This window comes from Kordia sp. (assembly GCF_965224175.1).
In the GTDB taxonomy this organism is placed as follows: domain Bacteria; phylum Bacteroidota; class Bacteroidia; order Flavobacteriales; family Flavobacteriaceae; genus Kordia.
Genome location: NZ_OZ245041.1, coordinates 3,066,880 through 3,093,000 on the forward strand (window position 1 = coordinate 3,066,880; position 26,121 = coordinate 3,093,000).

The window sequence follows — 26,121 nt, forward strand, 5'->3', positions numbered from 1 at the left end:
GAAGGTATTAAAAAAGGCTGAAATACAGTGTAAATCAGCCTTAATATAAAGTTTATGTTGGCTTTTTCTATGTAATTTCTACTAAAAGAAACCCAGTTTATTTTTATCATACGAGATTAACATATTTTTGGTTTGGCGATAGTAATTGAGCATCATTACATGATTTTCTCTACCAAAACCAGATTTTTTGTAACCTCCAAATGGCGCATGTGCAGGATATGCATGGTAACAGTTTACCCAAACACGACCCGCTTTTATAGCTCTTGGTATTTGATATAATTGGTGCGCATCTCTTGTCCAAACACCAGCACCAAGCCCGTAAAGTGTATCATTGGCAATTTCCAATGCTTCGGCTTCATCTTTAAATTTTGTAACGCAGGCTACTGGTCCAAAAATTTCTTCTTGAAAGACTCTCATTTTGTTATGACCTTCAAGCAATGTTGGTTTGATGTAAAAACCGTTTGCTAGGTTACCACTTAATTTGTTGGCTTCTCCACCAGCTAATACTTTGGCACCTTCATCTTTTCCTATTTTAAAATAGGATTGTATTTTTTCGTATTGATCATTAGATGCCTGCGCACCTACCATGGTATTAATATCATAAGGATTCTCTTGAATGATAGCATTCGTTCTTTCAATTACACGTTCCATGAATGCGTCATAAATGTCTTCTTGCACTAAAATTCTTGAAGGACATGTACAAACTTCTCCTTGATTAAAAGCAAATAAAACTGCTCCTTCAATAGCTTTATCTAAATATGCATCGTCGGCATCCATTACAGAATTGAAGAAAATATTTGGTGATTTTCCTCCTAATTCCATCGTTACAGGATTTAGGTTTTTAGATGCATATTGCATGATGAGTTGACCTGTTGTTGTTTCGCCAGTAAATGCTACTTTATCTACTTTTGCGCTTGAAGCTAAAGGTTTTCCTGCTTCTGGTCCAAAACCATGAACAATATTCACCACTCCAGGAGGAAATACTTCGGCTATTTTTTCCATTAATAATGTTGCTGTAGCTGGTGTTTGTTCTGCTGGTTTTAAAACTACACAGTTACCCGTTACTAATGCTGGTGGTAATTTCCAAGATAACATGAGTAGTGGAAAGTTCCATGGAATGATTTGACCAATAACACCTAATGGTTCTTTAATATTCATAGATAATGTATGCTGATCAAGCTCGGTTGCACTTCCTTCTTCTGAGCGAATACATGCGGCAAAATATCGCCAATGATCTACTGATAAAGGAATATCTGCATTTAAAGTTTCTCGAATTGGCTTCCCATTATCACAAGTTTCAACGAGCGCAAATTCTTCTAGATTCGCTTCAATAATATCTGCCACTTTGTTTAATAACATTGCTCTTTCTGTTGCAGATGTGTTTCCCCAAGCTTCTTTTGCTTCATTGGCTGCATCTAAGGCTAGTTCAACGTCTTCTTTTTGAGAACGCGGGTATTTTGCAATAAAACTATTATCAATTGGAGAAGTATTGTCAAAATATTGACCCGCTATGGGTTCAACAAATTTCCCATTTATAAAATTGCCATATTTTTCTTTAAACTTCGGTTTAGAATAACTCATATTATCTTCAATTAAAATTAGTGATTTGTTAATTTTTTAATACAAAACTTATATTATGTTTAATTTTCATAAAAGTATTTTATCATATTCTAATAATTTTGAACATATTTATTATATTCATGAACATATCTATTATTTAAGCGTTTATGTATTAAAATTTTGTAATATTGAGTATGAAGTCCATTTTAAATCAACATAAAAGCAATAGAAAACTGACCACTTTAGTGGAAAACAGAACGACGTATAGTGCTGATTTTGCAGAGCTTAATATATATGAAACGCATGCTTTTGCCGAGAAGGTATCGTTAACCTTCAGCTTTCCAATTATAGCAAGTATGCTTACTGGAAAGAAAATTATGCATCTTGATGGTTTTGAAGCTTTTGATTTTTCCCCTGGTGAATCTGTAGTCATGCCAACTCATAAGGAAATGGTTATAGATTTTCCTTTAGCTACCAAAGAAAATCCTACACAATGTTTGGCACTTGGTATTGATATTTTTAAAATTGATGAAGTTGTTGAAAAATTTAATCAACACGTTGCAATTGAAAATGAGAATAACAATTGGGATTTAGATAAAACTACTTCACATTTAATTAATAACGCAGATGTAAACCATTTAATTAAACGATTAACGTATACGTTTACTAATAACAATAAGTCAAAAGATGTATTGTTAGATTTGATGATACAAGAGTTGATCGTAAGGCTTTTACAAACGAAAGCAAAATCACTAATTATAAATGATGTAAACCAAGTATTTAATGATACAAGAATAGGAACTGTTATTAAATATATAAAAGACAACTTAACCAACAAAGACATTTCTGTGGATTTACTGGCTAAGAAAGCGTATATGAGCGTTTCTCATTTTCACAAACAATTTAAAAACACCTTAGGGGTTTCTCCAATCGATTATATAAATTCTGAAAAGATTAAGTTTTCAAAAAAGCTTATTAAAGAATCTAAAGATTTTAGAATGTCTGAAATTGCTTTTAAATCTGGATTTAATAATACGAGTTACTTTAACAGACAGTTTAAAAAGATGGAAATGATGACACCTCAACAATTCAAGAAATCTATTTTACTTTAAAAATTAGTTTACATTATTATATATTGAGCTTCCATTGATTTTTAAAACCAAAATCCAATACTGAAAAATAAAGTGTCTTTTTCAATATCTGGTGACCAAGAATATTTTACTTGCAACGGACCAAAGAATGTTTCAAAACCATAACCAAATGCATATCCATTGAAGTCAGGAACACTAAACCATTCTCCACTTTTAAAGATATTTTCTCCAGTATTGGCATAATTCGCAGTAAAGTTTAGATGATGTTTTGGATAGAAGTTATAATCTAAACCAATGGTTCCTTTTACGAAACTATCTCCAGCAAAACTTAAAAAGTCATACCCCAAAAACGATGTATAATTGTTGATGAAGTTGTTTCCATAACCACCTAATACAAAGTCTAATGAGTTTGTTGAATCTTCACCAAGTTTAAATCCACCTTCCGAAGAAAGATTCAAAGATACATTGTTAAATATTCGAGTTGCATAGCCCATTTTGGCTTTTGCAATTGAGAATAAATCAAAGTTTTTGTTGTAATCAGACGAGTATAAATACCAATGAAAATCTCCTGAAAAGAATAATCCGCTAGACGGAAAATATTTGTTATCGTATGTATCTAATTTTAAGAATCCAAATGTACTTAGAAAGTCACTTTTTTCAAAAATAGTTTCTTCTTCATTATTTTGTACAATGGTTTCCGAAGTAATTTTCAGACGTTTATGTTCTGCTCCAATTCCAAAGACAAATTCTTCTCGCAGTACTGTCTGAATGTATAATTGATTGGTAAAATCGGACACTTCAACATCGATTCGGTTTACATCCGGATTGGTGTTGTCATCTCTTATTAAATCATAATTTACGCCTCTTTCAAAAGTATTGAATCGCGATTTGAGTCCAATACTCCAATAGTATCCTTTGTCAATATAATATTCAAAATTATACCGAATATTGTCACCTATAATAAAATCTAGCGAAGCCACATCATTGTTGAATAGTACTTTTTTTCGAGTTACATTGATCAATCCGGCTGTTTTGTAGACATCGTCATAATGCGCAGCTAAGCGTAAAAACATTTTGTTTGGCTTTTCTCTTAAATTGAGAATCATATCTTCTGTGCCATCTTCGTTTTTCCACGTTTTGTAACGAATTCCGGTAAAGTTTCCTGTTGCTGCCAGATTCCCAATACCTTCTGTAAATTTTTTGAATGCTATGGTTTTTGGGGTCTTGAAACGCAATTTACCACGTACGTATGAACGCGTGTATTGATCATTCCCACGTAAGTGAATATAATTGATATTTAAAGAATCTTTTGCTTTTACGTGTTTTATCTGTCTTTTTCGTTGCTGTTTTTCTGCAATTGCTTTTAAAGCTACTAACTGATTAATTCCTGCTTGTTCACCTCTTTCTATAAGCTCACGACCTTTGTCAAACGATATGACCGAAAAACCTGTGATATCTGGACGAATGTATACATCTGTTTGTTTGCTTTTCGTTTTCATATCATTGATCGTACGAAAGTTGTTGATTTGCGTTAAAATACTCATCGCTGATTGCAATTTTTTTCTATCTGCCAAACCATCTTGTACATCAACTCCAATGATGATATCTACGTTTTTTGCCTTTATTTCATCTATTGGATAATTGTTAGTGACACCACCATCAATTAGGAGTCTTTCTCCCATTGGAATAGGCTCAAATAATGATGGAAACGCACCACTAGCCGTAATCGCTTCTGGTAAATATCCTTTGTCTAAAACTACTTGTTCGCCTTTTTCAATATCTGAAGCAACACATAAAAAAGGAATTGGCAATTTGCTAAAATCTTCAATATGCGCTACATGAAGTAATAATTGTGCCAGCTTGTTGTATACATTTTGTCCTTTTGAGATGGAAGACGGAAAGGTAACTTTAAAGCTATCAAACGGCAATGTGATTGCATATCGTTCTGCATCTTCTTTTTCGTAGAATGTTTTGGCCGATCGTGGCAATTCATCCTGAATTAAGACATCAAAATCTGTTTTTTTGAAGATCGAATCTATTTGTTTCCCTGTGTAACCTGAAGCGTATAACGAGCCAATAATTGCTCCCATACTTGTTCCGCCAATGTAATCGACACGAATTCCTAAGCTGTCTATCACTTTTAAAGCGCCAATATGTGCCAGTCCTTTTGCGCCACCACCACTTAAGACCAAACCTACTTTGAGATCTTGCTTTTTTTGTGATTCTTTTTGTGCGGAAACAATAAAGAAACTAAAGATTGCTATGCAGATACATATCCACTGCTTCATGGTATAACGCTTATTTTTTGTGAAAGTTATCGTATATTTTTTTTGCTCTACTGTTTCCAACAATCGCCGAAATGTCTTCGAGTGATGCTTCTGAAATTCGCTTGACTGATTTGAACTTTTTTAGAAGTTCTACAATCGTTTTTTCACCAATTCCAGCAATGGTTTCTAACTCTGAATTTAACGCACTATTACTTCTTTTATTTCGATGGAATGTAATTCCAAATCGGTGCGCTTCATTTCGTAAATGCTGTATAATTTTGAGTGATTCACTTTTTTTATCTAAATATAGTGGAATTGAGTCACCTGGATAGTATATTTCTTCCAATCGTTTCGCAATTCCGATGATGGCAATTTTTCCTCGTAATTCTAACGCGTCTAAACTTTTTAACGCTGAAGATAATTGTCCTTTCCCACCATCAATGACAATTAATTGTGGTAAAGGTTGCTTCTCTTCAACTAATCTTTTGTATCGGCGATAGACAACTTCTTCCATAGAAGCAAAATCATCTGGTCCGACAACGGTTTTTATGTTGAAATGTCGGTATTCTTTTTTGCTTGGTTTTCCGTTTTTGAAAACGACGCAAGCCGCCACAGGATTGGTTCCCTGAATATTTGAATTATCAAAACATTCTATGTGTCGCGGTTCTTCCGAAAGGCGTAAATCTTTTTTCATTTGCGCCATGATGCGATTTACGTGTTTGTCTGGATCCGTTAGCTTTATTTGCTTGAAACGTTCCATTCGGTGATATTTCGCATTTCGCAATGAGAGCTCCAGAATTCGCTTTTTGTCTCCTAGTTTTGGAACCGTAATTTTGAATTTTTCGCCAACTTCAACTTCAAAAGGCACATATAGTTCTTTGGAGTTTGTTTTGAAACGTTGGTGAATTTCAGTGATGGCTAGTTCTAGCAATTCTTTGTCTGTTTCATCTAGTTTCTTTTTGATTTCCATCGTATGCGATCGCACTATAGAACCTAACGAGAGTTGTAAAAAGTTGATGTAACCAAAGCTTTCATCAGATACAATTGAAAATACGTCTACATTGTTGATTTTTGGATTGACAATGGTTGATTTTGCTTGATAGTTTTCTAAGATCTCTACTTTTTCCTTGACTTTTTGCGCTTCTTCGAATTCCATCGCTTCTGCATGCGCTTTCATTTGTTGCTTGAATTGCAATAAAGAATCTCTAAAATCTCCTTTTAATATTTTACGAATGGCTACTATTTGCTGATCATAACTTTGTATGGTTTGATACCCTTCGCATGGACCTAAGCAATTGCCTAAGTGATATTCGAGACAGACTTTGTATTTGCCTGCATCTATTTTTTCTTGAGATAAGTCGTAGTTACAGGTTCGCAACGGATAAAGTCCTTTGATGAGTTCTAGCAGTGTACGAACTGTTTTTACACTTGTGTATGGACCAAAATATTCCGAACCATCTTTGATAACTCTACGTGTTTGAAATACTCTTGGAAAACGCTCATTTTTGATACAAATCCACGGATAGGATTTATCGTCTTTTAATAGTACGTTGTAGCGCGGTTGGTATTTTTTAATGAGATTGTTTTCCAGTAATAACGCATCTGTTTCTGTAGCAACGATGATATGTTTTATGGACGCAATCTTTTTTACGAGCACTTTTGTTTTTCCATACTCATGGTTTTTATTGAAGTATGACGAAACTCGTTTTTTTAAGTTTTTCGCCTTTCCTACATATAACAACTTTCCATCTTTATCATAGTATTGATAGACACCAGGATTTGTTGGAATGGTTTTGAGTTGTAATTGTAGCGCTTCAGTCACGAGTTTAGTAGTGAGTCGTTAGATTTTAGTATTGAGATTTGATTGTTGCCTTTGGTAATATACTAACAAATTTACTCCCAATTATTCCAAAAACAAAAGGGTAACTAAATTACAATTTTTATTTTTGTGTTAAAATTGAATTCATGTTAAAATCTACCTTACGGAAGAAGTATAAAGCAATCCGAAACGAACTGACGCATCAAGAGTTAGACGATTTTAGTATCGCAATTGCAAATAAGTTGTTGAAACTTCCTATTTGGGAGAAACGCTATTATCATTTGTTTTTGACGATTGCGGAACAGAAAGAGATTGACACAGAGTTTATTTTGAATATTCTGTTAGGAAAAGATAAAGATGTTATATTGTCGAAAAGTAATTTTGAAGATGCTTCTTTGACACATTTTTTACTCACAGATACTACTGTCATTAAAAAGAATGCGTATCATATTCCTGAACCTGTAGATGGTATTGAAGTTTCTTCGACGAAGATTGATGTGGTTTTTGTTCCACTATTGGCGTATGATACTAAAGGAAATAGAATTGGTTATGGAAAAGGATTTTATGATCGCTTTTTAGCAGAATGTAAAGACGACGTGATTAAAATTGGCTTGTCATTTTTTCCTCCAGAAACCATTTTATTTACGGCAGATACAACTGATATTCCGTTAGATTTTTGTGTAACGCCTGAGAAAGTTTATAAGTTTTAAGTCGACCGTTAAGCTTCTTCAGGAGTAACTTCTACGACTTCTTTGACAACTTCTCTTTTTTCTTCCTTTTTCTTTTTAGGAAATGCTCTTTTGTTGAAGATGATGAGTAATAATACTCCAATGGTAATCGCAGAATCCGCAATATTGAATACAGGATCGAAGAACGTAAAACGGTCGCCGCCAATCCACGGAAGCCATTCTGGCCACGTAGTGTCAATCATAGGAAAATGCAACATGTCTACTACACGTCCGTGAAATACAGGTGCATATCCACCAGCTTCTGACATAAACGTTGCTACTTCTCCTTTGTACACACTTTCATTGAAGATGAGTCCATAGAATACTGAATCAATGATGTTCCCAAAAGCACCTGCAAAGATGAGTGCAATGGCTACTATTAGAATTCGTGAACTGTTTTTCTTTACTGCATCATATAACCAATATCCGATAGCTGTAATCGCAAATAAACGGAATAAGGTTAGGAATAATTTTCCGTAACTTCCTGGTAATTCAACGCCCCATGCCATTCCTCTGTTTTCTACAAATAGAATTTTAAACCAACTAAAAACTTCCACTGATTCTCCAAGTGCAAAGTTCGTTTTTATGTATATTTTACTGATTTGATCAATAAGTAAGACCAAAACAATGATTCCAATAGCTTTTTTTAATGACATATGTCGTACAATTTCCGTTTGAAAATTCTAATAGGTGGCTAAAATAAGAATATTTTATGCTTTATCAGAAGAATATGTAATCTTTCCATTATCAGCTTTTAATTCTACTTTATTACCGTTTTCATAGAAGATAACTTCGCGATCTGTTTTTAGCTCAAAAGTTGGCTTTTTTTTCTTAATGTAGTGAATGTTTCCTTTTTTGGTTTGAATTTTTGCTTCTCCATAAAAGTTTTCTAGAGTATAATTCCCTGAAATTAATACTGCCCAGAATTTTTTATAATTTCCCTGCACATGAACTTGCGTTTCTTCTCCTTCTAATTGCACTTTGAGTTTTTGAGGAATGTACATGTTCATTGTTATAGAAAAGACCTTGTGTGCGCTTAATTTGTCATTTGGAAGCTCAAAACCTTCTGCGAATTCGCAAGTGAGCTGTAGTTTTTTGTTTTTAGTAGCAGTAATTACATTGATATCACGATAGTATTCACCTTCCATTTTTGTTTCAATTTTGACAACATCATCATTTGAACTAAAGATGTTTAGTTGAAATATTTTGTCTGTATTGATTCGGATTTCGTCTATTTCATGAATTGCCACCGATTGTTGCGTTATTTTTTGCGCAAAGCATGTCATCGACAACAGCAGAAATAGATATGTAAGGTATGATGCTTTTAGCATTTGGATTTTTGTTTTTCTCGGATTTGTTGATTTGATATACTAATTTTTCTTAGAATCAACTGAAAACCGAGAACTGATAACTTTTTTACCACGAATTCACGAATATTTTTAATGACTTCTTTTTACAAAAGCCTATCAATATATTAAATTTATAAACTAAAAAAAGCGCCCTAGTGAGCGCTTTTTGTGTAAGTTATATAGCTATTATTTTTGCATATTTTTTGCTTCAATACTTAAGGTTGCGTGTGGCACTAATTTTAAGCGTTCAGGATTGATTAATTTTCCTGTAACTCGACAAACTCCATAAGTTTTATTTTCAATACGAATTAGCGCATTTTTTAAGTCACGAATAAATTTTTCTTGACGAATGGCTAATTGCATATTTTTTTCTTTGGACATTGTGGTAGATCCTTCTTCAAATGCCTTAAATGTAGGTGAAGTATCTTCAGTTCCGTTATTATGATCGTTCATGTATGAACTTTTTAAAAGTTCTAGATCTTTTTGAGACTGTTCAATTTTGTCTTGAATGATCGTTTTAAATTCTTCAAGTTGCTTGTCTGAGTATCTTATTTTAGTGTCTTCCATGATGTGTTACTTTTTTTTAATAAACAATACGGTGTTTACCTCATCGAAAGCAATTTCTGTTCCATTCTCTAGTTGATCTACAAATTCTAGTTCAGCTGTCAACGTTTCCGTCTTCAGATAGTCCAAATTAGTATTGATAGCATCTACTAAATGTTCATCTTTTTGTAGTGTTACGTGGATTTTATCCGTGACTTCAAATCCTGAATCTTTACGTAAGTTTTGAATTCTATTGACAAGTTCTCTTGCAATTCCTTCTTTGCGTAATTCTTCAGTTATGGTAACATCTAACGCTACGGTAATTCCTCCCGAATTGGCTACTAGCCAACCTTCAATATCTTGAGAAGTAATTTCTACCTCTGTTATGTCTAATGTACTATTTTTTCCGTTAATTTCTACGGATATTTTGCCTGTTTTTTCAATTTCGGCAATTTCTTCTTGTCCAAACTGCATGATCGCCGCTGCAGCCGCTTTCATATCTTTCCCAAATTTTGGTCCTAAAACTTTAAAATTTGGCTTTATTTGCTTTACTAATATTCCTGAAGCATCGTCTAAAAGTTCGATTTCTTTTACGTTTACTTCTGATTTGATTAATTCGGCAACAGCCAAAATTTCCGCTTTATTTTGCGCATCTAATACAGGAATCATTACACGCTGTAATGGTTGACGCACTTTGATCTTTTCTTTAGCTCTTAACGATAATACTAGAGAAGATATTGTCTGTGCATTTTCCATTTTACGTTCTAATGACTTGTCAATGAACGATTCATCACACTTTGGAAACTCTGCCAAATGTACACTCTCAAAGTTTTCTGTAGCTGTTGCTTTCGTTAAATCTTTGTAAAGTCTGTCCATATAGAAAGGCGCAATTGGTGCTCCTAATTTGGCAACAGTTAACATACATGTATATAATGTTTGGTATGCTGATATTTTATCATGCTGATAATCACCTTTCCAGAATCTTCTTCTACTTAGACGCACAAACCAGTTACTTAGATTTTCTTGTACAAATTCAGAAATAGCTCTAGCAGCTCTTGTTGGCTCATATTCTGCGTAGAATTGATCTACATTTTTGATGAGTGTATGTAGCTCAGAAAGTATCCAACGATCGATTTCTGGACGATCTGCCAATGAAATTTCGTCTTCACTGTATGTAAAGTTGTCAATATTAGCATATAAACAGAAGAACGAATAGGTGTTGTATAATGTTCCGAAGAATTTACGACGTACTTCCGCGATTCCTTCTAGGTCAAATTTTAGATTGTCCCAAGGATTTGCATTCGAAATCATATACCAACGCGTAGCATCTGGCCCAAATTTATCTAAGGTTGTAAATGGATCGACAGCATTTCCGAGACGTTTAGACATTTTTTGTCCTTCCTTGTCTAATACTAAACCGTTTGATACTACATTTTTGTAAGCAACCGAATCAAACACCATCGAACCTATCGCGTGAAGCGTATAGAACCAACCACGTGTTTGATCGACACCTTCTGCGATAAAGTTTGCAGGATAGTTTTCGTTATTGTCTATTAATTCTTTGTTTTCAAATGGATAATGCCATTGTGCATATGGCATTGAACCTGAATCGAACCAAACATCAATTAAGTCGCTTTCTCTCTTCATTGGCTTTCCAGAAGGTGACACCAAAGTAATTTTGTCAACGATGTGTTTGTGCAAATCTACTTTTTCGTAGTTTTCCTCAGACATGTTTCCAGCTTCAAAGGAAGCATATACATCTTTGGTTTCTACACCAGCCTCAATTGCTTTTTTGATTTCAGCTTTTAATTCTGCCAACGAACCAATCATCAATTCTTCTTTTCCATCTTCAGTACGCCATATTGGTAATGGAATTCCCCAGAAACGTGATCGTGATAAGTTCCAATCATTTGCTCCAGCAATCCAGTTTCCAAAACGTCCTTCTCCCGTTGATTTCGGTTTCCAGTTAATCGTTTGGTTTAAGTCGTACATTCTATCTTTTACATCCGTGATTTTAATAAACCAAGAATCTAATGGATAGTATAAAATTGGTTTGTCCGTACGCCAGCAGTTTGGATAACTATGGACATATTTTTCAACCTTGAAGGCTTTGTTTTCTGTTTTTAGCTTGATGGCTAATTCTACATCGATCGATTTTTCAGGAGCTTCACCATCTGCATAGTATTCATTCTTTACATATTTCCCAGCAAATTCTCCTAGTTCTGGTCTAAAACGTCCTTGTAAATCTACTAATGGTACAGGATTGTCGTTTTCGTCCAATACTAATAAAGGCGGAACTTCTGGTGTTGCTTCTTTAGCAACTTTGGCATCATCTGCTCCAAATGTTGGTGCTGTATGTACGATTCCTGTTCCGTCTTCTGTAGTTACGAAATCTCCAGAAATAACTCTAAAAGCATTTTCTGGATTTTGATATGGCAATGCATATTCTAGTAATTGCTCGTATTTGACACCTACTAAGTCACTTCCTTTATGCTCGCTTGCAACTAAGTATGGTATTTTTTTGTCTCCTTGTTGGTAAGCCGCTAATTCGTCTTGTGTTTCTACTTGTGTGAATTTTTTTCCAGCAAATTGCTTTCCAACTAAGTTTTTTGCCAATACAACATTTATGGCTTCAAATGTGTACTGATTGTATGTTTTTACAACTACATACTCGATTTTTGGACCAACCGTTAACGCCGTGTTTGATGGTAATGTCCAAGGAGTCGTCGTCCATGCTAAGAAATGTACTTCTCCAGCTACATTTTGTAATGCTTCTGGCAAGGTTTCTTTGATGGTTTTAAATTGTGCGACAACCGTTGTATCTGTTACATCTTGATAGGTTCCTGGTTGATTTAATTCGTGCGAACTTAATCCTGTTCCGGCTTTTGGCGAGTATGGTTGGATTGTGTATCCTTTATACATTAATCCTTTGTCATAGATTTGCTTTAACAACCACCAAACGCTTTCCATGTACTTAGATTTATAGGTAATGTATGGCGTTTCCATATCTACCCAATATCCAGTTCTGCGTGTCATGTTGTTCCAGATATCTGTGTAACGCATTACTGCTTTTTTACAAGCTTCGTTGTATTCTTCTATCGTGATTTTCTTCCCAATATCTTCTTTGGTGATTTGAAGTTCTTTTTCAACACCTAATTCTATTGGAAGTCCATGAGTATCCCAACCAGCTTTTCGTTTTACCTGATATCCTTTTTGTGTTTTGTATCGACAGAAAATATCTTTAATAGCTCTGGCTAATACGTGATGAATTCCAGGTAATCCGTTTGCGGAAGGTGGTCCTTCGAAAAATACGAATGATTCTGCTCCTTCTCTTGAACTTATACTTTTCTCAAAGATGTTATTTTCTTCCCAGTAGTTGAGTATTTCTTCTGCTACTGCAGGCAAATTTAGTCCTTTGTATTCTGTAAATTTATTAGCCATTTTTTCTGCTCTGTATTGAATTTGCGAAATTAATGAATTTCATTGAATTGTAATGTGTTAAACCCGTATTATGCATTAGAAAATCTATGAGAGCTTCGAACCATCATAAATTCGAGCATAAAAAAAGACCACTTGGTTTTCAAGTGGTCTTTTTATTATGTTGTTATTCTGTGTTTATTGAATGACTAGTTTTTTACTAATTTTTCCTTTTTCAGAATAGATACTTATAATGTATATACCACTTGCTTTATCATCAATAGGAATTCGAATTGTGTTTTCGCTAATTCCTTCTGTGATCGAAATTATTCGTTGACCAAGAATAGTATGCATATCAATACCATCTAACGTAAAGCCAGTATTATTGGTTACCACAATTTCGTCTGTTTCTTTATCAGTATAAATTGTAATTCCATTTTCTAAAATCTCCTCATTAACACTTAATGCCTCTGATGGCTCAAATACTAATGAATATTTGTCATTTGTTTCTCCCGACAGAACAGATATTGGAACACCTCCAGCAGCTCTTAAGTCATATGTTTGACCTGTGTAATTGTCTTTGATATAAAGTTCAACACTGTCATCTATATTTTCAAGTTTGTCTAGTGTGATTGTTCCACCACCAACTTCTTTAGAAGTAATTCCTAAAGGAACTACACGTTCAGAGTATATATTTCTTACTGCTTGAATCACATATTTTTCGTCTTCTAACATCCAATACATGTCATTTTCAGTAACACCAATAGATTCTCCTTCAAATCCACGATCAATGGCATCTGTAGTTCTTCTATCAAAAGTTAGTAATAATTGTCTGTGGAATCCTTCTGGGTTTGTATATCCTAGGCGAATCTTTTTTCTACTATCTTTTCGAATACCTAAAGACTCATAGATTTCCTCCTCTTCATCTTCAGTAAGATTGTTACCAGACGATCTAGTTTCTGAAGCTGGACCGCTTACATTTGTATTTTCGCTTGATGCATCTTCACCATCTGCTGGATTTGAAATCATTCCTCCACCATCATCAGAATTATCTGGTCTTAAGAATGTAGAAAACTCTAATGCCCCAATATATTCTGGCACAAAAATTCTTTGAGAGTTATTGAACTCTACAGTTGCTGATGTACCATTTGCAGCATTTGTATCTCCTTGTACAAAGAACCCTTGTCCTACTGGGATAAACTGCTTTGGTGTTTCTGTCCCTGATCCTGTTTGGTTAACTGTTGGATGAGACATCGCTGGCGTTCCTCCACCTAAAGTGTAAGTAGCATATCCTCCTTGATATTCTAATAGCGTATGCGTTCCACCGCCCCAATGTTCCCAGAAAAATAATGTCCCTGTTGTAGCATCATTGGCGATGTTATCATTGATAAACTCATCTGCATTAAGAGAACTTAAGTAAGGATTCCCTACTAAGTATAAATTATTATCTCCTAATGGACCAACTGTTATGACACCATTATTTGGTTTTCCTCTAAATACATAGTTTTGCTCTTCTTTTTCATCACCCAAGGAAACTCCTTTCATCGTATATCCTTCTCCTGGAGATATGTTTCCACTTTGCCCTGTGAATAACCATGCATCATAGTCTTCATCTGCACCATTTACAAATTTATATATCCAACGCGTACTAATTGTAAATGGAGAAGTAGCCCCATCTGCGTTTACTGGAACCGTCCATGTAATTGCTCCTGGCGAAGATACAGTTGTCCCATCTAGCAATACGTTAGCTAATGTAAATGTTTGATTGTTGGCAGTATTGTTTATTAAACTTACTGGTGATGACCAATAATTATATGTGAATCTGTTGGCAGTTCCTTGTTGATCTCTTTCCATAGAACCTGTACTAGTAACTTCTAAATCACTTCGTTCTGTTTGTAAGAACTGGCTTTCTCCTTGTAAATCTACTGTACCATTTAGTTCAGTATACCAAGTATTTGTTAAGGCAAAACCTGAACCTGCTGTTATAGCAAATGGCGAAGTATTTGTTACTGTAGGGTTTGTTCCTGTTACTGTTAAAGAAGCTCCAGCATCTACTGTTAATCCTAGTGTTGAATAACTTGCACTCGCTACTACATCATTTCTAATTTGAACGATAGACCAGTTTATACTTGAAGCAGAAGGTGTATCCCACACAGAACCAAACTCCCATGTAGCATCATCTGTCCAGTTTCCATCAGCCACAGATGTATATGGCATTGGAGCTGTTTGCGCTTCAATAGTTGACATATTTTTCATAAATGAGAAGTTCCCATTTCCTGTAATATCTTCAATACGATTTCCTTTTATGGATGACATATTGTAGTACGAAATTAATGAAGTCCAAGCAACATTATCACCAGTTGTGAAGTCTTCAATATCTTTAGGTATTACAGAACCTCTTACGTTTGCTCCATTTTGTTCTATTTCTTGATGTACCATTTCACGAAGCTGATCTTCTGTTAATGCTACATTAAAAGTTCTAACTTCATCAATAGAACCTCTAAAGAAATTAGTATTATCAAATGTACCCATGCGGAAAGGGTTTGGATTTGATCCTAAAGGATCTATTCCTCCACCTCCGACAAGCAATCCGTTAAGATAATAATTTGCTCTAGAGCTTGCATTATTTACAACTACCGCAAAGTGCACCCAATCGGTAACTGTATCTGTTCCTGCTCTAGGAACTCCACCTGTTAATCCTTCTTGAATTGCAAGTAAACCTGCACTTAGGTAAAATCTGAATTGATCTTCTACTCCTAATATATCTCTATTTGCAGCCGCTATAGATTGACCTGGGTTTTTTATCCATCCCATTACTGTATAATCAGTCAATCCATTTGTCGTTGGTGTTCTATCTTCTACATAATCGTCTACACCATCAAAGAATAGAGCATTATTACCAGTAATTGTTTGTGGTTCGGCTAGTGTAAAGAACTGTCCATCTTCTAGGTTTACTCCAGTAAATGTTAACACTCCACCTACATTTGTTCCTTCATAGTTTTCATAAGCTGCAAAAGTAGCTCCATCAGCTATATATAATTCTAGATCGTCCAAGTTTGTTAAACCACTAGCACTCATATCAAATTCCAGCTCTACAGTTCCAACATCAGTTGTACTTTCACGAGCTAACCATATTTTGTTTAACATTCCCAGTGTACGTTCTGGCAATGTCGTTGTTTGTATTGTTTCTGCTAAACCATTATTTCCAACGATAAGATAGCTCAAGTTTGAATTAAATACACCTGATTCTTTTCGCATTGTTAGCACATCTGCTGGCGCTATATTCACACTACTTGATTGCGTTTGCAATAATGCAGAATTATCATCTCGGGCAATACCAAAAACGTTATAACCATATCCTGCATTTGTAGCTCCATTCCAAATAATATTTCCATCAGAATCTAAGTAATTTTGACTCGTCCCTGCATATCCAAAAGGAGATGATGTATTTGTAGTACTGTTCCAGTTTGCATCATTAGAACCTAATGTTGTGCCATATTTGATAGCCAAATATGACTCTATTTTTTGTCTTTCTGTAGCATCTATAGGTCTGTCATACATAATTATTTCAGCGATATCTCCATTGTATCGATATCCTGAATCGTTATTATTATTATTTCTTCTCGCTCCAATTAACACATCTACATTTGATGAACCATTATCTGCTCCATTATTTAAAAAGGCTGGATCAGCTATACCATTAACATATGGTTCTAACCTTAAAAAAGGATCTGCATTATTTGAAACTATTCCCGTCGTAATTTTTGGTTCATTAAGAGCGTAGATGGTACCAAAACGTTCTGCGGTATTTGAATTATCTCTACCTAAGGTGTAATGCATTACACGATCTGTTGTACCCAACCAAACTTGATAGTTACGAATGTTATTAGTTCCTTTACATATTACCGTACCTGTACTTCCTCCTCCAGAAACAATTACAGCTATGATTGTCATTTCATCCGTTAGCGGATCTAAGTCTAATTCTGTTGGATCTCCTAAGCTTAAAAATTGTGATCCCGTAAATCTTAATACTGGATTAAAGTTTAAACCATTTGCAATTAATTGTGCATCCGACGTACCTTCAGATGTAGCAGTAAATGAGTTTGGAGATTGATCATCCCAACTATCAACATCTGTTCCTGTTAAGTTAGTTCCCGTATTTGCTTTCATCCAAAGCTGTAAGTCTGTTGATACAGCTCCAGGGCTTACAACTGGTAATGCTCCTGTTCCACTTATATTAAATGTATATGATTGCTCCAATACATCAGGATCATTATTATCTATAATTATTTCACCTGTAGCACCTCCAACTACTGTTGGCGCAAAAGTGACTTGAAACGTCGTAGTTTCTCCGGGTGCCAGTGATAAGTCTGAAGGTTGCGAGGTAACCGAAAAAGCGGCATTACTTGCTCCACTTAAACTCACTGGATTACTAGGTAATGTTAAATCTGTAGTTGTTCCTGTATTTTCTATGGTAAAAGTTCTAACAACACTTCCAATAGATATGACTGCACTTCCAAAGTCAGTATGATCTGCGGTAGTCGGTGTATTTGTAGAACCATCAGGTATTTCTAAGAGATTACCACTTACATAGATATCTGGTGGCAATGCAGCTGCGACTATATTTACTGTATAGTCTTCTACTTCTCCAAAATCATATCCAGTTGCAACTGTATCACAAGGATCATTTGGCGTTACATTGTATTGTAGTTGTACACGCATGCGTGTATTTCCAGCTAAAGCGGTTGCAGGAACTGTAAAACTACCTGATTCAGTAGCTGTTTGGTTTGGTGTTGTATTGAAGACTAGTTCTCCTGGATCGAAGAAATCTCCATCCTGATTGTAATCTATCCAAACTCCAATTCCTTCATCAAACAATGATCCTGTCCATACTTTTGTGACAGAAATTGTATAGCTAGAGTTGGTACTTAAATCTGTAGGAGCTAATCCTGTGAAGTCAGTGTATCCACTTGCTGGTGTTCCACTAGTATTATCTAATGTATTTAACTGGACTCGTCCAATGTATTCATCTGCTACGCTGTTACCAGCAGAAGTACAATATTGAGCACTTGCGAAAGTAAAGGATAGCAAAAAAGCTAAAAGTGAGTAGGTTTTTTTCATACGTTAAAGCATTTTAAGGCAAAGTAAATGTACTTTATTTTTCTTTTTTTTGGTAATGATTTGGTAAAGTAAACCCTTAATTTAGATGAAAACTATGAATTAGTCGATATAAATACCATTAAATTTCACAAACATCACAATTTAGCAATCCTTTTCTTATTAAAAATACGTTAAAAATTGTAATTTAATCCTAAAATTAGGTTTCTACCAGGTGCCGTAATTCCTGAAGAATAAACTCTATAACGTTGATCCATAATGTTTTCTACAGAAGCCGTTAAATTGATTTTTTCGGTGATTTCGAAGTTAGATTTTGCATTGAAGGTTACCCAGGAAGGTGAGTACGGATTTCCATTTTCATCTACAGCATATAGATACGCTTTGCTACGCTCAGAAGGAGCTAAATTTTCGTATGATATTGAACTATTAAAGTTTGTAAAAATATCAAGCTTTAGTCTTTTGTTTTTGTAAATGAAATGTACATTTCCAAAAATAGGAGATACATGTCTCAATGGCACTTTTGTCCCATCTGCTTGTTCTTCTTCACCGCGCGGAATGGTTAAATCTGCTGTTACTTTTGTTCTTTTATTGAATTTAGCCGCAAACCCAAATTCAAAACCATATGTAAATACTTTTGAAGCGTTTTGAATAGCTTGCACATTGCTCAATTCTCCATTATAAATAATTTCCGTTTCTCCATTTAATGCAAAGTCTTTACGAATTAATGCATCGTCTAGCAAAGTATAGAATGCTGTGAAGTTTAAGTCAAAACTACTTCCTATTCTTTTTTGAATTCCAAACTCCGCACTGTATGCATGTTCGGGTGTTAGGTTTGGATTTGGCACTACTACAGAACCAGGCTCCGAATCAAATACTTTTCCAATATCATCAACGTTAGGCGCCCTGAAAGCAGTTCCAATGTTTGCGGTAATTTGCCACTTGTTTGGCAGCCAACTAAATCCTACGCTTCCTGTAAAAGCTCCTGTGTTTGTTGTTGCTTCCGTAAAGGGAAATGGGAAAAAAGTTGTATCGAAATCTGTATCTATAAGAATATGATTGTAACGCAATCCTGATTGAATTACAAATCTAGGATTCATTTTGTACTCCAAACTTGCATAGGCAGCCATTGATTGCCACGTAGCACCATCAGGATAACGAGAAGCTGCATCCGTAATTTCATTGGTTTCTATATTACGATCGTATCCGTTTGAGTGTACTTTGTTGTATACATATTCTAATCCGTAAAACGTTTTTATACTTGGATTGAATCGTTTTTCAAAATCTAAGCTAGAAGAAATTGCATCTACTTTTTCTTCGGTAACATTTAGGATTGCATCTTGGTAGTTACGTTTGTTTCTACTTTCTTCAAATCGTTGGTATGCATTGGTAAATTTTACATTATCATAATAGGTGTTATTTCCTTTTTTCTGTGTTTGAAAATTACCCATAAACCAACGTTGTGGCCCATAAAACCAGTCTCCATAACGCAATGCACCATCTCTATATTGCAACAAACGATCATAACGCGGAACATCTGAAGTTGCAGAGTAGTGTATTCCTAAGTCAAATTCCCAAATATCATCAGGCACTAGTTTTATACGTTGTGCTAGACTGATTTGACTGTATCCTGTGAATCGTTGATTTAATGGATTTCCATTTGCAACGACTGCATCTTCCCCATTAATTCTGGCAACATATTCTGGTCGCAGATATCTATCTCTACCATTTCTCCCCATACGTAAGTCATCAAAATCGCTATAACTTACGCTTGTCAGGAAACCCCATTTTTTTAATCCGATGTTAAAATCTGCATGTCCTGTTTTTTCAGTATTAGCAGAAGCATAACGTACACTTGCATTTCCAGAGAATAGCGTTTCTTCGCTCCAAGAAAGCTTTGGGCTTTTCGTATAAAAATTCATCACACCACCAACAGCGTCACTTCCATAAATTACAGAACCTGGACCTAGAATTACTTCGGTATTATTTACATTGAAAGGATCAATTGAGATTACATTTTGAACATTTCCACCTCTAAATATGGCATTATTCATACGAACACCATCTACAGAAATTAGCAATCGGTTTGTAGAAAATCCTCTAATCATTGGGCTTCCACCGCCAAGCTGACTTTTTTGAACGAATATTTTTCCACTTTTTTCTAATAAATCGGCAGCAGTTTGCGGGCTCGCATAGACAATTTCTTTGCTATCTATGCTGACAATTTTTTTAGGGATTTCTTTTTTGTCTTGTTGCCACTTAGATACCGATATTACTATTTTAGATAATTCTGCTGAACTTTTAACAAGGTATACTTTGCTTTTATTTTGAAGGATTTCGTTTTTTGTAAGTGTAACTGGCAAATAGGAAATGTGATGAAATGTAATTTTTTCATCATCTGAAAATATCGATATATCTATCTTACCTCTCGCATTTGTAATTCCTCCTTTAGACTGGTCAGTATTGTATACATTAACGTTAGAAATATTTCTATCGTTAACAAGATCTTTTACTTGAATTTCCTGACCAAAAAGAGCTGTAGAGAAAATAAAAGAAATTATAATGACAACGCCTTTTATTTTATTTGAATACTTCATGTAACACTTCCATTGATTTTGGTTGCCTAAATCCCTGCAAATGTAATTTAAAATATTGAATGAGTATTGCAAGAATTTCATTTCTTCTGTATGAAGACAACTTTATAGTATTCTGCTCATCAAATTTTATGCCTAAGAGCTGTTTGAAGCATGTTAAATTTTCACCCGTAATACATTCATTCATAGTACTCATATCAAAGAATTGACCTTCATGTAGATCAAAATAATTTTTATGAATATGTTTTATCTCTGGATAGAATCCAAAGTATTTTGTCAACTGAATAAGAAATGAGATGTGAAAATTTGATATTTCATCATGAATATCAAGCCATTGCAAGGCATTTTCTATGAATTTGAATAAGGTTTCGTTTTTTTCTTCTTCTTGAATGGAATAGTTTAAAATTTCAGAAAGGAATAATACAATGGAGCTTTTTATGATGTTTGTATGAATGGAAGCATACGGATATACTGTTTTTACTTCTTTTATATACTCTAAACTTCCTTTGTTTTTGTGGTTTGCTACGATTTCAAGTTGCATCAAAGGTTGAAAGTAAGCTATTTTCAGTTTTCCTTTTTTAGATTTTAGAATTCCTCTGAGCAAATAACTTTTTATACCATCAGACGCAGTGAAACACTTAGCTATAACACCTGCATCACCATATTTTATAGTAGAAATTACAATTGCTTTTGTTGAAACCAGCATGTTAACGAACTACCATCACTTTTGTAACTTTCGATTCAGATCCGTCTTCACTCACAATTAAAATAAGATATACACCTGAAGCAACTTTATGCCTACCAAAAGCTGTTAAATCCCAAAGCAACGTTCCTCCTTCAGAAGTAGTTTCAAAAACCAAGTTTCCTTCAATGTCTGTTATTTTAACATTCGCGTTGTCAGTAAGCCCAGATATTGTTAGATTTCCACTGAATCCTGGACGTACTGGATTTGGATATGCATATACGTTTTCTAAAGTTTCTTTTGGTCCTGTAGCCGTTCCTTGAAATGACACAAGTCCTTTTGTCGTTGCAATATATACACGACCTGATTCAGAATCAATTTCAATATTATTGATTGTATTTGTTGGCAATGGTGAATTGTCTTTTGTGAAATGTGCTAAAGTTTCTGTAGCATCAGATGACATGTAGAAAACACCAGAAGCTGAAGTTGCTATCCATTTATTATTGGATCCATCTACTTCAATGTCAGTTACCGTTTGTTCGAATAACAATTCTTTTGGCACTCCATCTTCCTCTACAATGATAATATCATCAGATTGCGGATTACTATCATTAAAAATATTATCCGCTCCAAAGTACACTCTTATTCCTTTTACAGTTCCTATCCACAGATTTCCTGTAAGATCGATAGCCAATGACCTAACATCAGTTGTCGGCAAGTTTCCGCTTTCTTCTTCACTTATTGTTACAAATTGAGAATCTTGACTACGAGTTTCATCAAACGCTAATACTCCATTATTTTGAGTTGCGATAAATTTTATACCATTATTACTAATCTCAAGTTTAGACAGTCCATTTTCTCCACCAAAAGGATCACTAATAACTTCAGTTACTGAGTAAGAATCCCATTGACCACTACTACGAAGTACTTTAATTCCATTATCTATTTTAGAATTTAACACCCATAAATCGCCATTAGTATCAAATTTGGTTTCTCCAATTCGAATGTCTATATACGTAGGAACTCCAATATCTAAAGACTCTAAGCCACTGTTTGTTTGATTTAGTATTTCTGTAGGTTCATTATCAACAACTTTTAATATTCCAGAGAAAAAAGAACTTATAAATACTTCACTTGGATTTGAAGGGTTTACGGTAGCATGTACTAAACTACGCGCATCAAAATCAGTAGTATAAGGAATATTAGTCCAAGCTAAATCTTGCAGATGACTCACACCTCTTCTATCTAACGGATACGGATTGTACCCTGCATTATAATCTCCATAAACAACCCACAATTCATTAGGAACCGCAGTAATTGAAAATGTATTATTCAACAATGGACCATCTGGCAATATTTGATTTGCTGTACTTTGCATAGGAAAAGTAGTTTCTAGAATACCTTGATCTTCTGTTCCTAGATAAATACTATTTCCTAAAAGCAGTGCTGCATTAAATTCAATATCTGGATATTCTTCTAGAGATTCTATTCCAGCAACTTCATTAAGTTCTGAGTCATAGACATGCACTTTTGTATTGTGAACAACGGTCATGTAAGTATCATTAGCCTTCAAGTTTTCTAATTGTGTTTGATATGCAGGAATTTGAAGTTGAGGCGTAAAACTGGTTCCATTATATTTATATATCCTTCTGTTATTGTTTACAACATACAAATCTTCCCCAAAAGTGACAATTCCTTTCCAGTTAGAGCCTGCAACACGTTGCCATTCTTCAAAGTCTATTAAATTATCGTTTGCCACTGTAGCTCTGTATATTCCTGAATCTGTTGCTGCAAAAATAAATTCTCCAAATATTGCAGTTTGCCTTACTTCTAGCTGGCTTCCATTAGGTCCTATAAAGTAAGTATCTCCAAATTCTAAAGCATTTACATCATACAGAGAGATTCCATAATTCGTAGATATGTAGAGAATACCATTATATTCCAAGATATGATTTAGGCTTTTTCTATTTGGCGGAATTGTAGGTTTATCTAATATATCAACTACTCTAAGTATTTCTTCAGTATCTGCATCAAACACTTCGATAAGTCCATTATCATATCCTAACACATACTTTTGAGAAGGCTCACTAAAATATGCTGTACTGATTTCTTCTCCTGATAAACCATTTACAGTAGAAAACTTTTCAATTTCATTTGATGCTAAATCATATGTAAAGAATGCATTTTCAGAAGCTCCATAAATTTTACTGGAACTTGGTGATATATCAATTATGTTATTATATGAATAATGACCAAGCCAAGAATTACTAAAAGATTGTCCATGTACTGATATACAAGATATTAGCAATAACAAATACAAACCTCTCTTCATCTGTTTATTTTTATTTTTTCGATTCTACTTTGATGGAATTTATACGTCTATACATGTACAAGTTTATATTATACTCCTTTACATTACATTCCTCTTTTTTTAGAATAATTCATCAAATATATTTAATAATAACGTAAATGAATTGGTTATCATATATTATTGTAATAAAAAAAGCTTTCTACATTGCTGCAGAAAGCTTTTTTATATGTTTTTAAGGAAATTTGTAGTTATACAACTCCTTGTGCAATCATTGCATCAGCAACTTTTACAAAACCAGCAATATTGGCTCCTTTTACATAGTCAATAAATCCGTTTTCATCTTTTCCATATGCTTCACAAGCTTCATGAATATCACTCATGATTTGCTTTAATTTTGCATCGACTTCTTCACGTGTCCAGTTGTAACGTAATGAATTCTGCGTCATTTCTAAACCAGAAGTTGCCACTCCACCTGCATTTGATGCTTTACCTGGAGCAAATAATATTTTATTATTTAAAAATACTTCAATTGCTTCTGGTGTAGAAGGCATATTTGCTCCTTCACTTACACATACACAACCGTTGCTTACTAGAGCTTGTGCTTCCTCTCCGTTTAACTCATTTTGAGTTGCACACGGTAAAGCTACATCACATGCTACGCTCCAAGGTCTTTCTCCTTTATGGAATGTTGCAGAAGGATATTTTTCAGTGTATTCGTGAATTCTTCCTCTTTTTACATTCTTAAGCTCCATGATGAAAGCTAATTTATCAGCATCAATTCCTTCTGCATCATGAATATATCCTGAAGAGTCAGACATAGTCACTACTTTTCCTCCTAATTCAGTTGCTTTCTCGGCAGCGTACTGAGCTACATTTCCAGATCCTGAGATTGAAACTGTTTTACCTTCAAAAGAAGTTCCTTTAGTTCCTAACATACTTTGTGCAAAGTATACGTTTCCATATCCTGTTGCTTCTGGGCGAATTAAAGATCCTCCCCAAGTAATTCCTTTTCCAGTAAGAACACCAGTAAATTCATTTCTTAGTTTTTTGTACATTCCGAACATGTATCCTATTTCACGACCTCCAACTCCAATATCTCCAGCAGGAACATCTGTATTTGGTCCAATATGTCTAAATAATTCAGACATAAAAGCTTGACAGAAACGCATGATTTCTAAATCAGATTTTCCTTTAGGATTGAAATCTGATCCACCTTTTCCACCACCCATAGGAAGCGTTGTTAAACTATTTTTAAATACTTGCTCAAATGCTAAGAATTTAAGAATACTTAAGTTTACACTTGGGTGAAAACGCAATCCACCTTTGTAAGGTCCGATAGCAGAATTCATTTCAATTCTGTATCCACGATTTACTTGAGTTTCTCCTTTATCATCAACCCATGGCACTCTGAACATAACTACACGCTCAGGTTCTACCATTCTTTCAAGTATTTTAGTTCCGTTATATTTTTCTTTTCCTTCAATATAAGGGATTACAGCTTCCGCAACTTCCTGAACTGCTTGTAAAAATTCAGGTTCGTGTCCGTTTGTCTGCTTTACCAAGTCTAAAAAGTCTTTTACTTTTGCTTCCATAAACGAAGTTTGATTAACAAATTTTTATTAATATCATTATTTGACTATACAAATATACATTTAATTAAAAAAAAACTCTCTTTTTTTTACAATTTGACAATTTTTACGCTACATAAAATTATTCAACATGTTATCTGCCATATTGTGCATCTTACAGATAATAACATTAGATAATACACTTTTTGTTTTTTTGTTTTAAGGGTTTTTATATATTTGCTGTATAGCCTTATATAAATACTGGTTGAAACATGTTAAATAGAATCTGCCCTATCTTCCTACTTTTCATGCTGATGTGTGCCGGAACAGCGAACGCGCAATTCGGATTTTCTCATGAGCTTGGTTTCGTAATAGGACCGAATGCCTTTCAGTCTGACTACGGAGAACGTAACGATTTTGATACCAATATTGGAAATGTTGGGCTCGAACTTGGTATAGTTCACTATTTAAACTTCTCATATCGAGCTGAATGTAATTGTTTTACACGATATACATATTTTAACGATCACTTTAAAGTTAGAAACGAATTAACATTCACAACTGTTAATTTGGAACATTTTGGTAGATATGTTGGTGATGATAAAATTTCTGAAACAGCAAATCAGTTGCGTGCCATGAGTGGAAATACACGTGTGATAAACTTAGGAACACAATTAGAATTTTTCCCTAGAAGTATTCGTGAGTTTGAAAGCGGAGGATATTTATTAGCTCCTTATGCTGCTTTAGGTGTACAATATAATTATTATACACCAACCGTAGAATCTGAGTTAGGACCACTTAGTGATCCAACCGTTTTACCTGTAAAGTATCAAGATGCTTATTTGAATGAATCTGGCTCTACATGGTCAATTGTAGCAAGTGTAGGAACACGTTATAAATTTACAGAAACATCCGATTTACTATTTGACGTTCGTTGGAGATATTATTTTTCAAACTGGGTTGATGGACTGAATCCTGATGAAAATTTATATCCTGAAAACAAAGCTAATGATTGGGGATTCATTATTAATGTAGGATACATTTATTATTTGAACTTCTAAATAAAGATATATAAAT

15 protein-coding genes are annotated in these 26,121 nt (G+C 34.4%); 3 read left to right on the plus strand and 12 right to left on the minus strand.

All coding sequences use genetic code 11. The features are described 5' to 3' along the window. Positions 1-81 precede the first annotated feature (81 nt). Positions 82-1,581, minus strand: a complete 1,500-nt coding sequence (locus ACOQOS_RS13270) for an aldehyde dehydrogenase family protein (protein WP_420570949.1) — start codon at positions 1,579-1,581, stop codon at positions 82-84. A gap of 173 nt (positions 1,582-1,754) precedes the next feature. Between ACOQOS_RS13270 and ACOQOS_RS13275 the strand changes: the two genes are divergently transcribed. Next, the gene (locus tag ACOQOS_RS13275; protein ID WP_420570950.1) at positions 1,755-2,672 is read left to right on the plus strand and encodes an AraC family transcriptional regulator; all 918 of its coding nucleotides are present in this window, start codon (positions 1,755-1,757) and stop codon (positions 2,670-2,672) included. A gap of 41 nt (positions 2,673-2,713) precedes the next feature. Here the strand turns inward: ACOQOS_RS13275 and ACOQOS_RS13280 are convergent, their stop codons facing one another. Together ACOQOS_RS13280 and uvrC are read right to left on the minus strand one after the other, a co-directional pair. Beyond that, positions 2,714-4,939 (minus strand): patatin-like phospholipase family protein, encoded by a 2,226-nt coding sequence (locus tag ACOQOS_RS13280; protein ID WP_420570951.1) that lies wholly within the window; start codon positions 4,937-4,939, stop codon positions 2,714-2,716. Positions 4,940-4,949: 10 nt separating this feature from the next. Then, entirely contained in the window at positions 4,950-6,740 is a 1,791-nt protein-coding gene (gene uvrC / locus ACOQOS_RS13285; RefSeq protein WP_420570952.1) for an excinuclease ABC subunit UvrC, read from the minus strand. A 143-nt stretch (positions 6,741-6,883) separates the two neighbouring features. On the opposite strand from uvrC, the gene ACOQOS_RS13290 reads away from it, so the two are divergent. Continuing rightward, on the plus strand, positions 6,884-7,447 hold the full coding sequence (locus ACOQOS_RS13290; protein ID WP_420570953.1) for a 5-formyltetrahydrofolate cyclo-ligase: 564 nt from the start codon (positions 6,884-6,886) through the stop codon (positions 7,445-7,447). Positions 7,448-7,455: 8 nt separating this feature from the next. Here ACOQOS_RS13290 and ACOQOS_RS13295 read toward each other — a convergent pair whose 3' ends face one another. The 9 genes from ACOQOS_RS13295 to gdhA form a co-directional block, all read right to left on the minus strand. Beyond that, entirely contained in the window at positions 7,456-8,121 is a 666-nt protein-coding gene (locus ACOQOS_RS13295) for a lipoprotein signal peptidase (protein WP_420570954.1), read from the minus strand. Positions 8,122-8,175: 54 nt separating this feature from the next. Then, positions 8,176-8,796: a hypothetical protein gene (locus tag ACOQOS_RS13300; RefSeq protein ID WP_420570955.1), complete on the minus strand. Its 621-nt coding sequence runs from the start codon at positions 8,794-8,796 to the stop codon at positions 8,176-8,178. 204 nt (positions 8,797-9,000) lie between these two features. After that, complete coding sequence (locus ACOQOS_RS13305; protein WP_420570956.1) at positions 9,001-9,381, minus strand: TraR/DksA family transcriptional regulator; 381 nt, start codon at positions 9,379-9,381, stop codon at positions 9,001-9,003. A 6-nt stretch (positions 9,382-9,387) separates the two neighbouring features. Continuing rightward, positions 9,388-12,798: an isoleucine--tRNA ligase gene (gene ileS / locus ACOQOS_RS13310; protein ID WP_420570957.1), complete on the minus strand. Its 3,411-nt coding sequence runs from the start codon at positions 12,796-12,798 to the stop codon at positions 9,388-9,390. A 174-nt stretch (positions 12,799-12,972) separates the two neighbouring features. Next, a complete protein-coding gene (locus ACOQOS_RS13315; protein WP_420570958.1) occupies positions 12,973-17,895 on the minus strand; it encodes a GEVED domain-containing protein in 4,923 nt (1,640 codons plus the stop codon). Positions 17,896-18,065: 170 nt separating this feature from the next. Then, positions 18,066-20,486, minus strand: a complete 2,421-nt coding sequence (locus ACOQOS_RS13320) for a TonB-dependent receptor plug domain-containing protein (protein WP_420570959.1) — start codon at positions 20,484-20,486, stop codon at positions 18,066-18,068. Further along, positions 20,470-21,189, minus strand: coding sequence for a DNA repair protein RecO (gene recO / locus ACOQOS_RS13325; protein ID WP_420570960.1), 720 nt, complete (start codon positions 21,187-21,189; stop codon positions 20,470-20,472). Before recO ends, ACOQOS_RS13320 begins: the two co-directional genes overlap by 17 nt. A 1-nt stretch (position 21,190) precedes the next feature. Continuing rightward, a complete protein-coding gene (locus tag ACOQOS_RS13330) occupies positions 21,191-23,497 on the minus strand; it encodes a T9SS type A sorting domain-containing protein (protein ID WP_420570961.1) in 2,307 nt (768 codons plus the stop codon). A gap of 227 nt (positions 23,498-23,724) precedes the next feature. Further along, entirely contained in the window at positions 23,725-25,068 is a 1,344-nt protein-coding gene (gene gdhA / locus ACOQOS_RS13335) for an NADP-specific glutamate dehydrogenase (RefSeq protein WP_420570962.1), read from the minus strand. A gap of 248 nt (positions 25,069-25,316) precedes the next feature. Here gdhA and ACOQOS_RS13340 point away from each other — a divergent pair, with 248 nt between their 5' ends. Continuing rightward, on the plus strand, positions 25,317-26,105 hold the full coding sequence (locus ACOQOS_RS13340) for a THC0290_0291 family protein (RefSeq protein WP_420570963.1): 789 nt from the start codon (positions 25,317-25,319) through the stop codon (positions 26,103-26,105). Positions 26,106-26,121 lie beyond the last annotated feature (16 nt).

What these genes read in the sequence shown, in the direction of transcription:
- ACOQOS_RS13280 (WP_420570951.1), bottom strand. Translation starts at nt 4,939, where the DNA reads ATGAAGCAGTGGATATGTATCTGCATAGCAATCTTTAGTTTCTTTATT.
- ACOQOS_RS13315 (WP_420570958.1), bottom strand. Translation starts at nt 17,895, where the DNA reads ATGAAAAAAACCTACTCACTTTTAGCTTTTTTGCTATCCTTTACTTTC.
- ACOQOS_RS13290 (WP_420570953.1), top strand. Translation starts at nt 6,884, where the DNA reads ATGTTAAAATCTACCTTACGGAAGAAGTATAAAGCAATCCGAAACGAA.
- ileS (WP_420570957.1), bottom strand. Translation starts at nt 12,798, where the DNA reads ATGGCTAATAAATTTACAGAATACAAAGGACTAAATTTGCCTGCAGTA.
- ACOQOS_RS13300 (WP_420570955.1), bottom strand. Translation starts at nt 8,796, where the DNA reads ATGCTAAAAGCATCATACCTTACATATCTATTTCTGCTGTTGTCGATG.
- ACOQOS_RS13340 (WP_420570963.1), top strand. Translation starts at nt 25,317, where the DNA reads ATGTTAAATAGAATCTGCCCTATCTTCCTACTTTTCATGCTGATGTGT.
- ACOQOS_RS13295 (WP_420570954.1), bottom strand. Translation starts at nt 8,121, where the DNA reads ATGTCATTAAAAAAAGCTATTGGAATCATTGTTTTGGTCTTACTTATT.
- recO (WP_420570960.1), bottom strand. Translation starts at nt 21,189, where the DNA reads ATGCTGGTTTCAACAAAAGCAATTGTAATTTCTACTATAAAATATGGT.
- ACOQOS_RS13270 (WP_420570949.1), bottom strand. Translation starts at nt 1,581, where the DNA reads ATGAGTTATTCTAAACCGAAGTTTAAAGAAAAATATGGCAATTTTATA.
- ACOQOS_RS13330 (WP_420570961.1), bottom strand. Translation starts at nt 23,497, where the DNA reads ATGAAGAGAGGTTTGTATTTGTTATTGCTAATATCTTGTATATCAGTA.
- ACOQOS_RS13305 (WP_420570956.1), bottom strand. Translation starts at nt 9,381, where the DNA reads ATGGAAGACACTAAAATAAGATACTCAGACAAGCAACTTGAAGAATTT.
- ACOQOS_RS13320 (WP_420570959.1), bottom strand. Translation starts at nt 20,486, where the DNA reads ATGAAGTATTCAAATAAAATAAAAGGCGTTGTCATTATAATTTCTTTT.
- gdhA (WP_420570962.1), bottom strand. Translation starts at nt 25,068, where the DNA reads ATGGAAGCAAAAGTAAAAGACTTTTTAGACTTGGTAAAGCAGACAAAC.
- ACOQOS_RS13275 (WP_420570950.1), top strand. Translation starts at nt 1,755, where the DNA reads ATGAAGTCCATTTTAAATCAACATAAAAGCAATAGAAAACTGACCACT.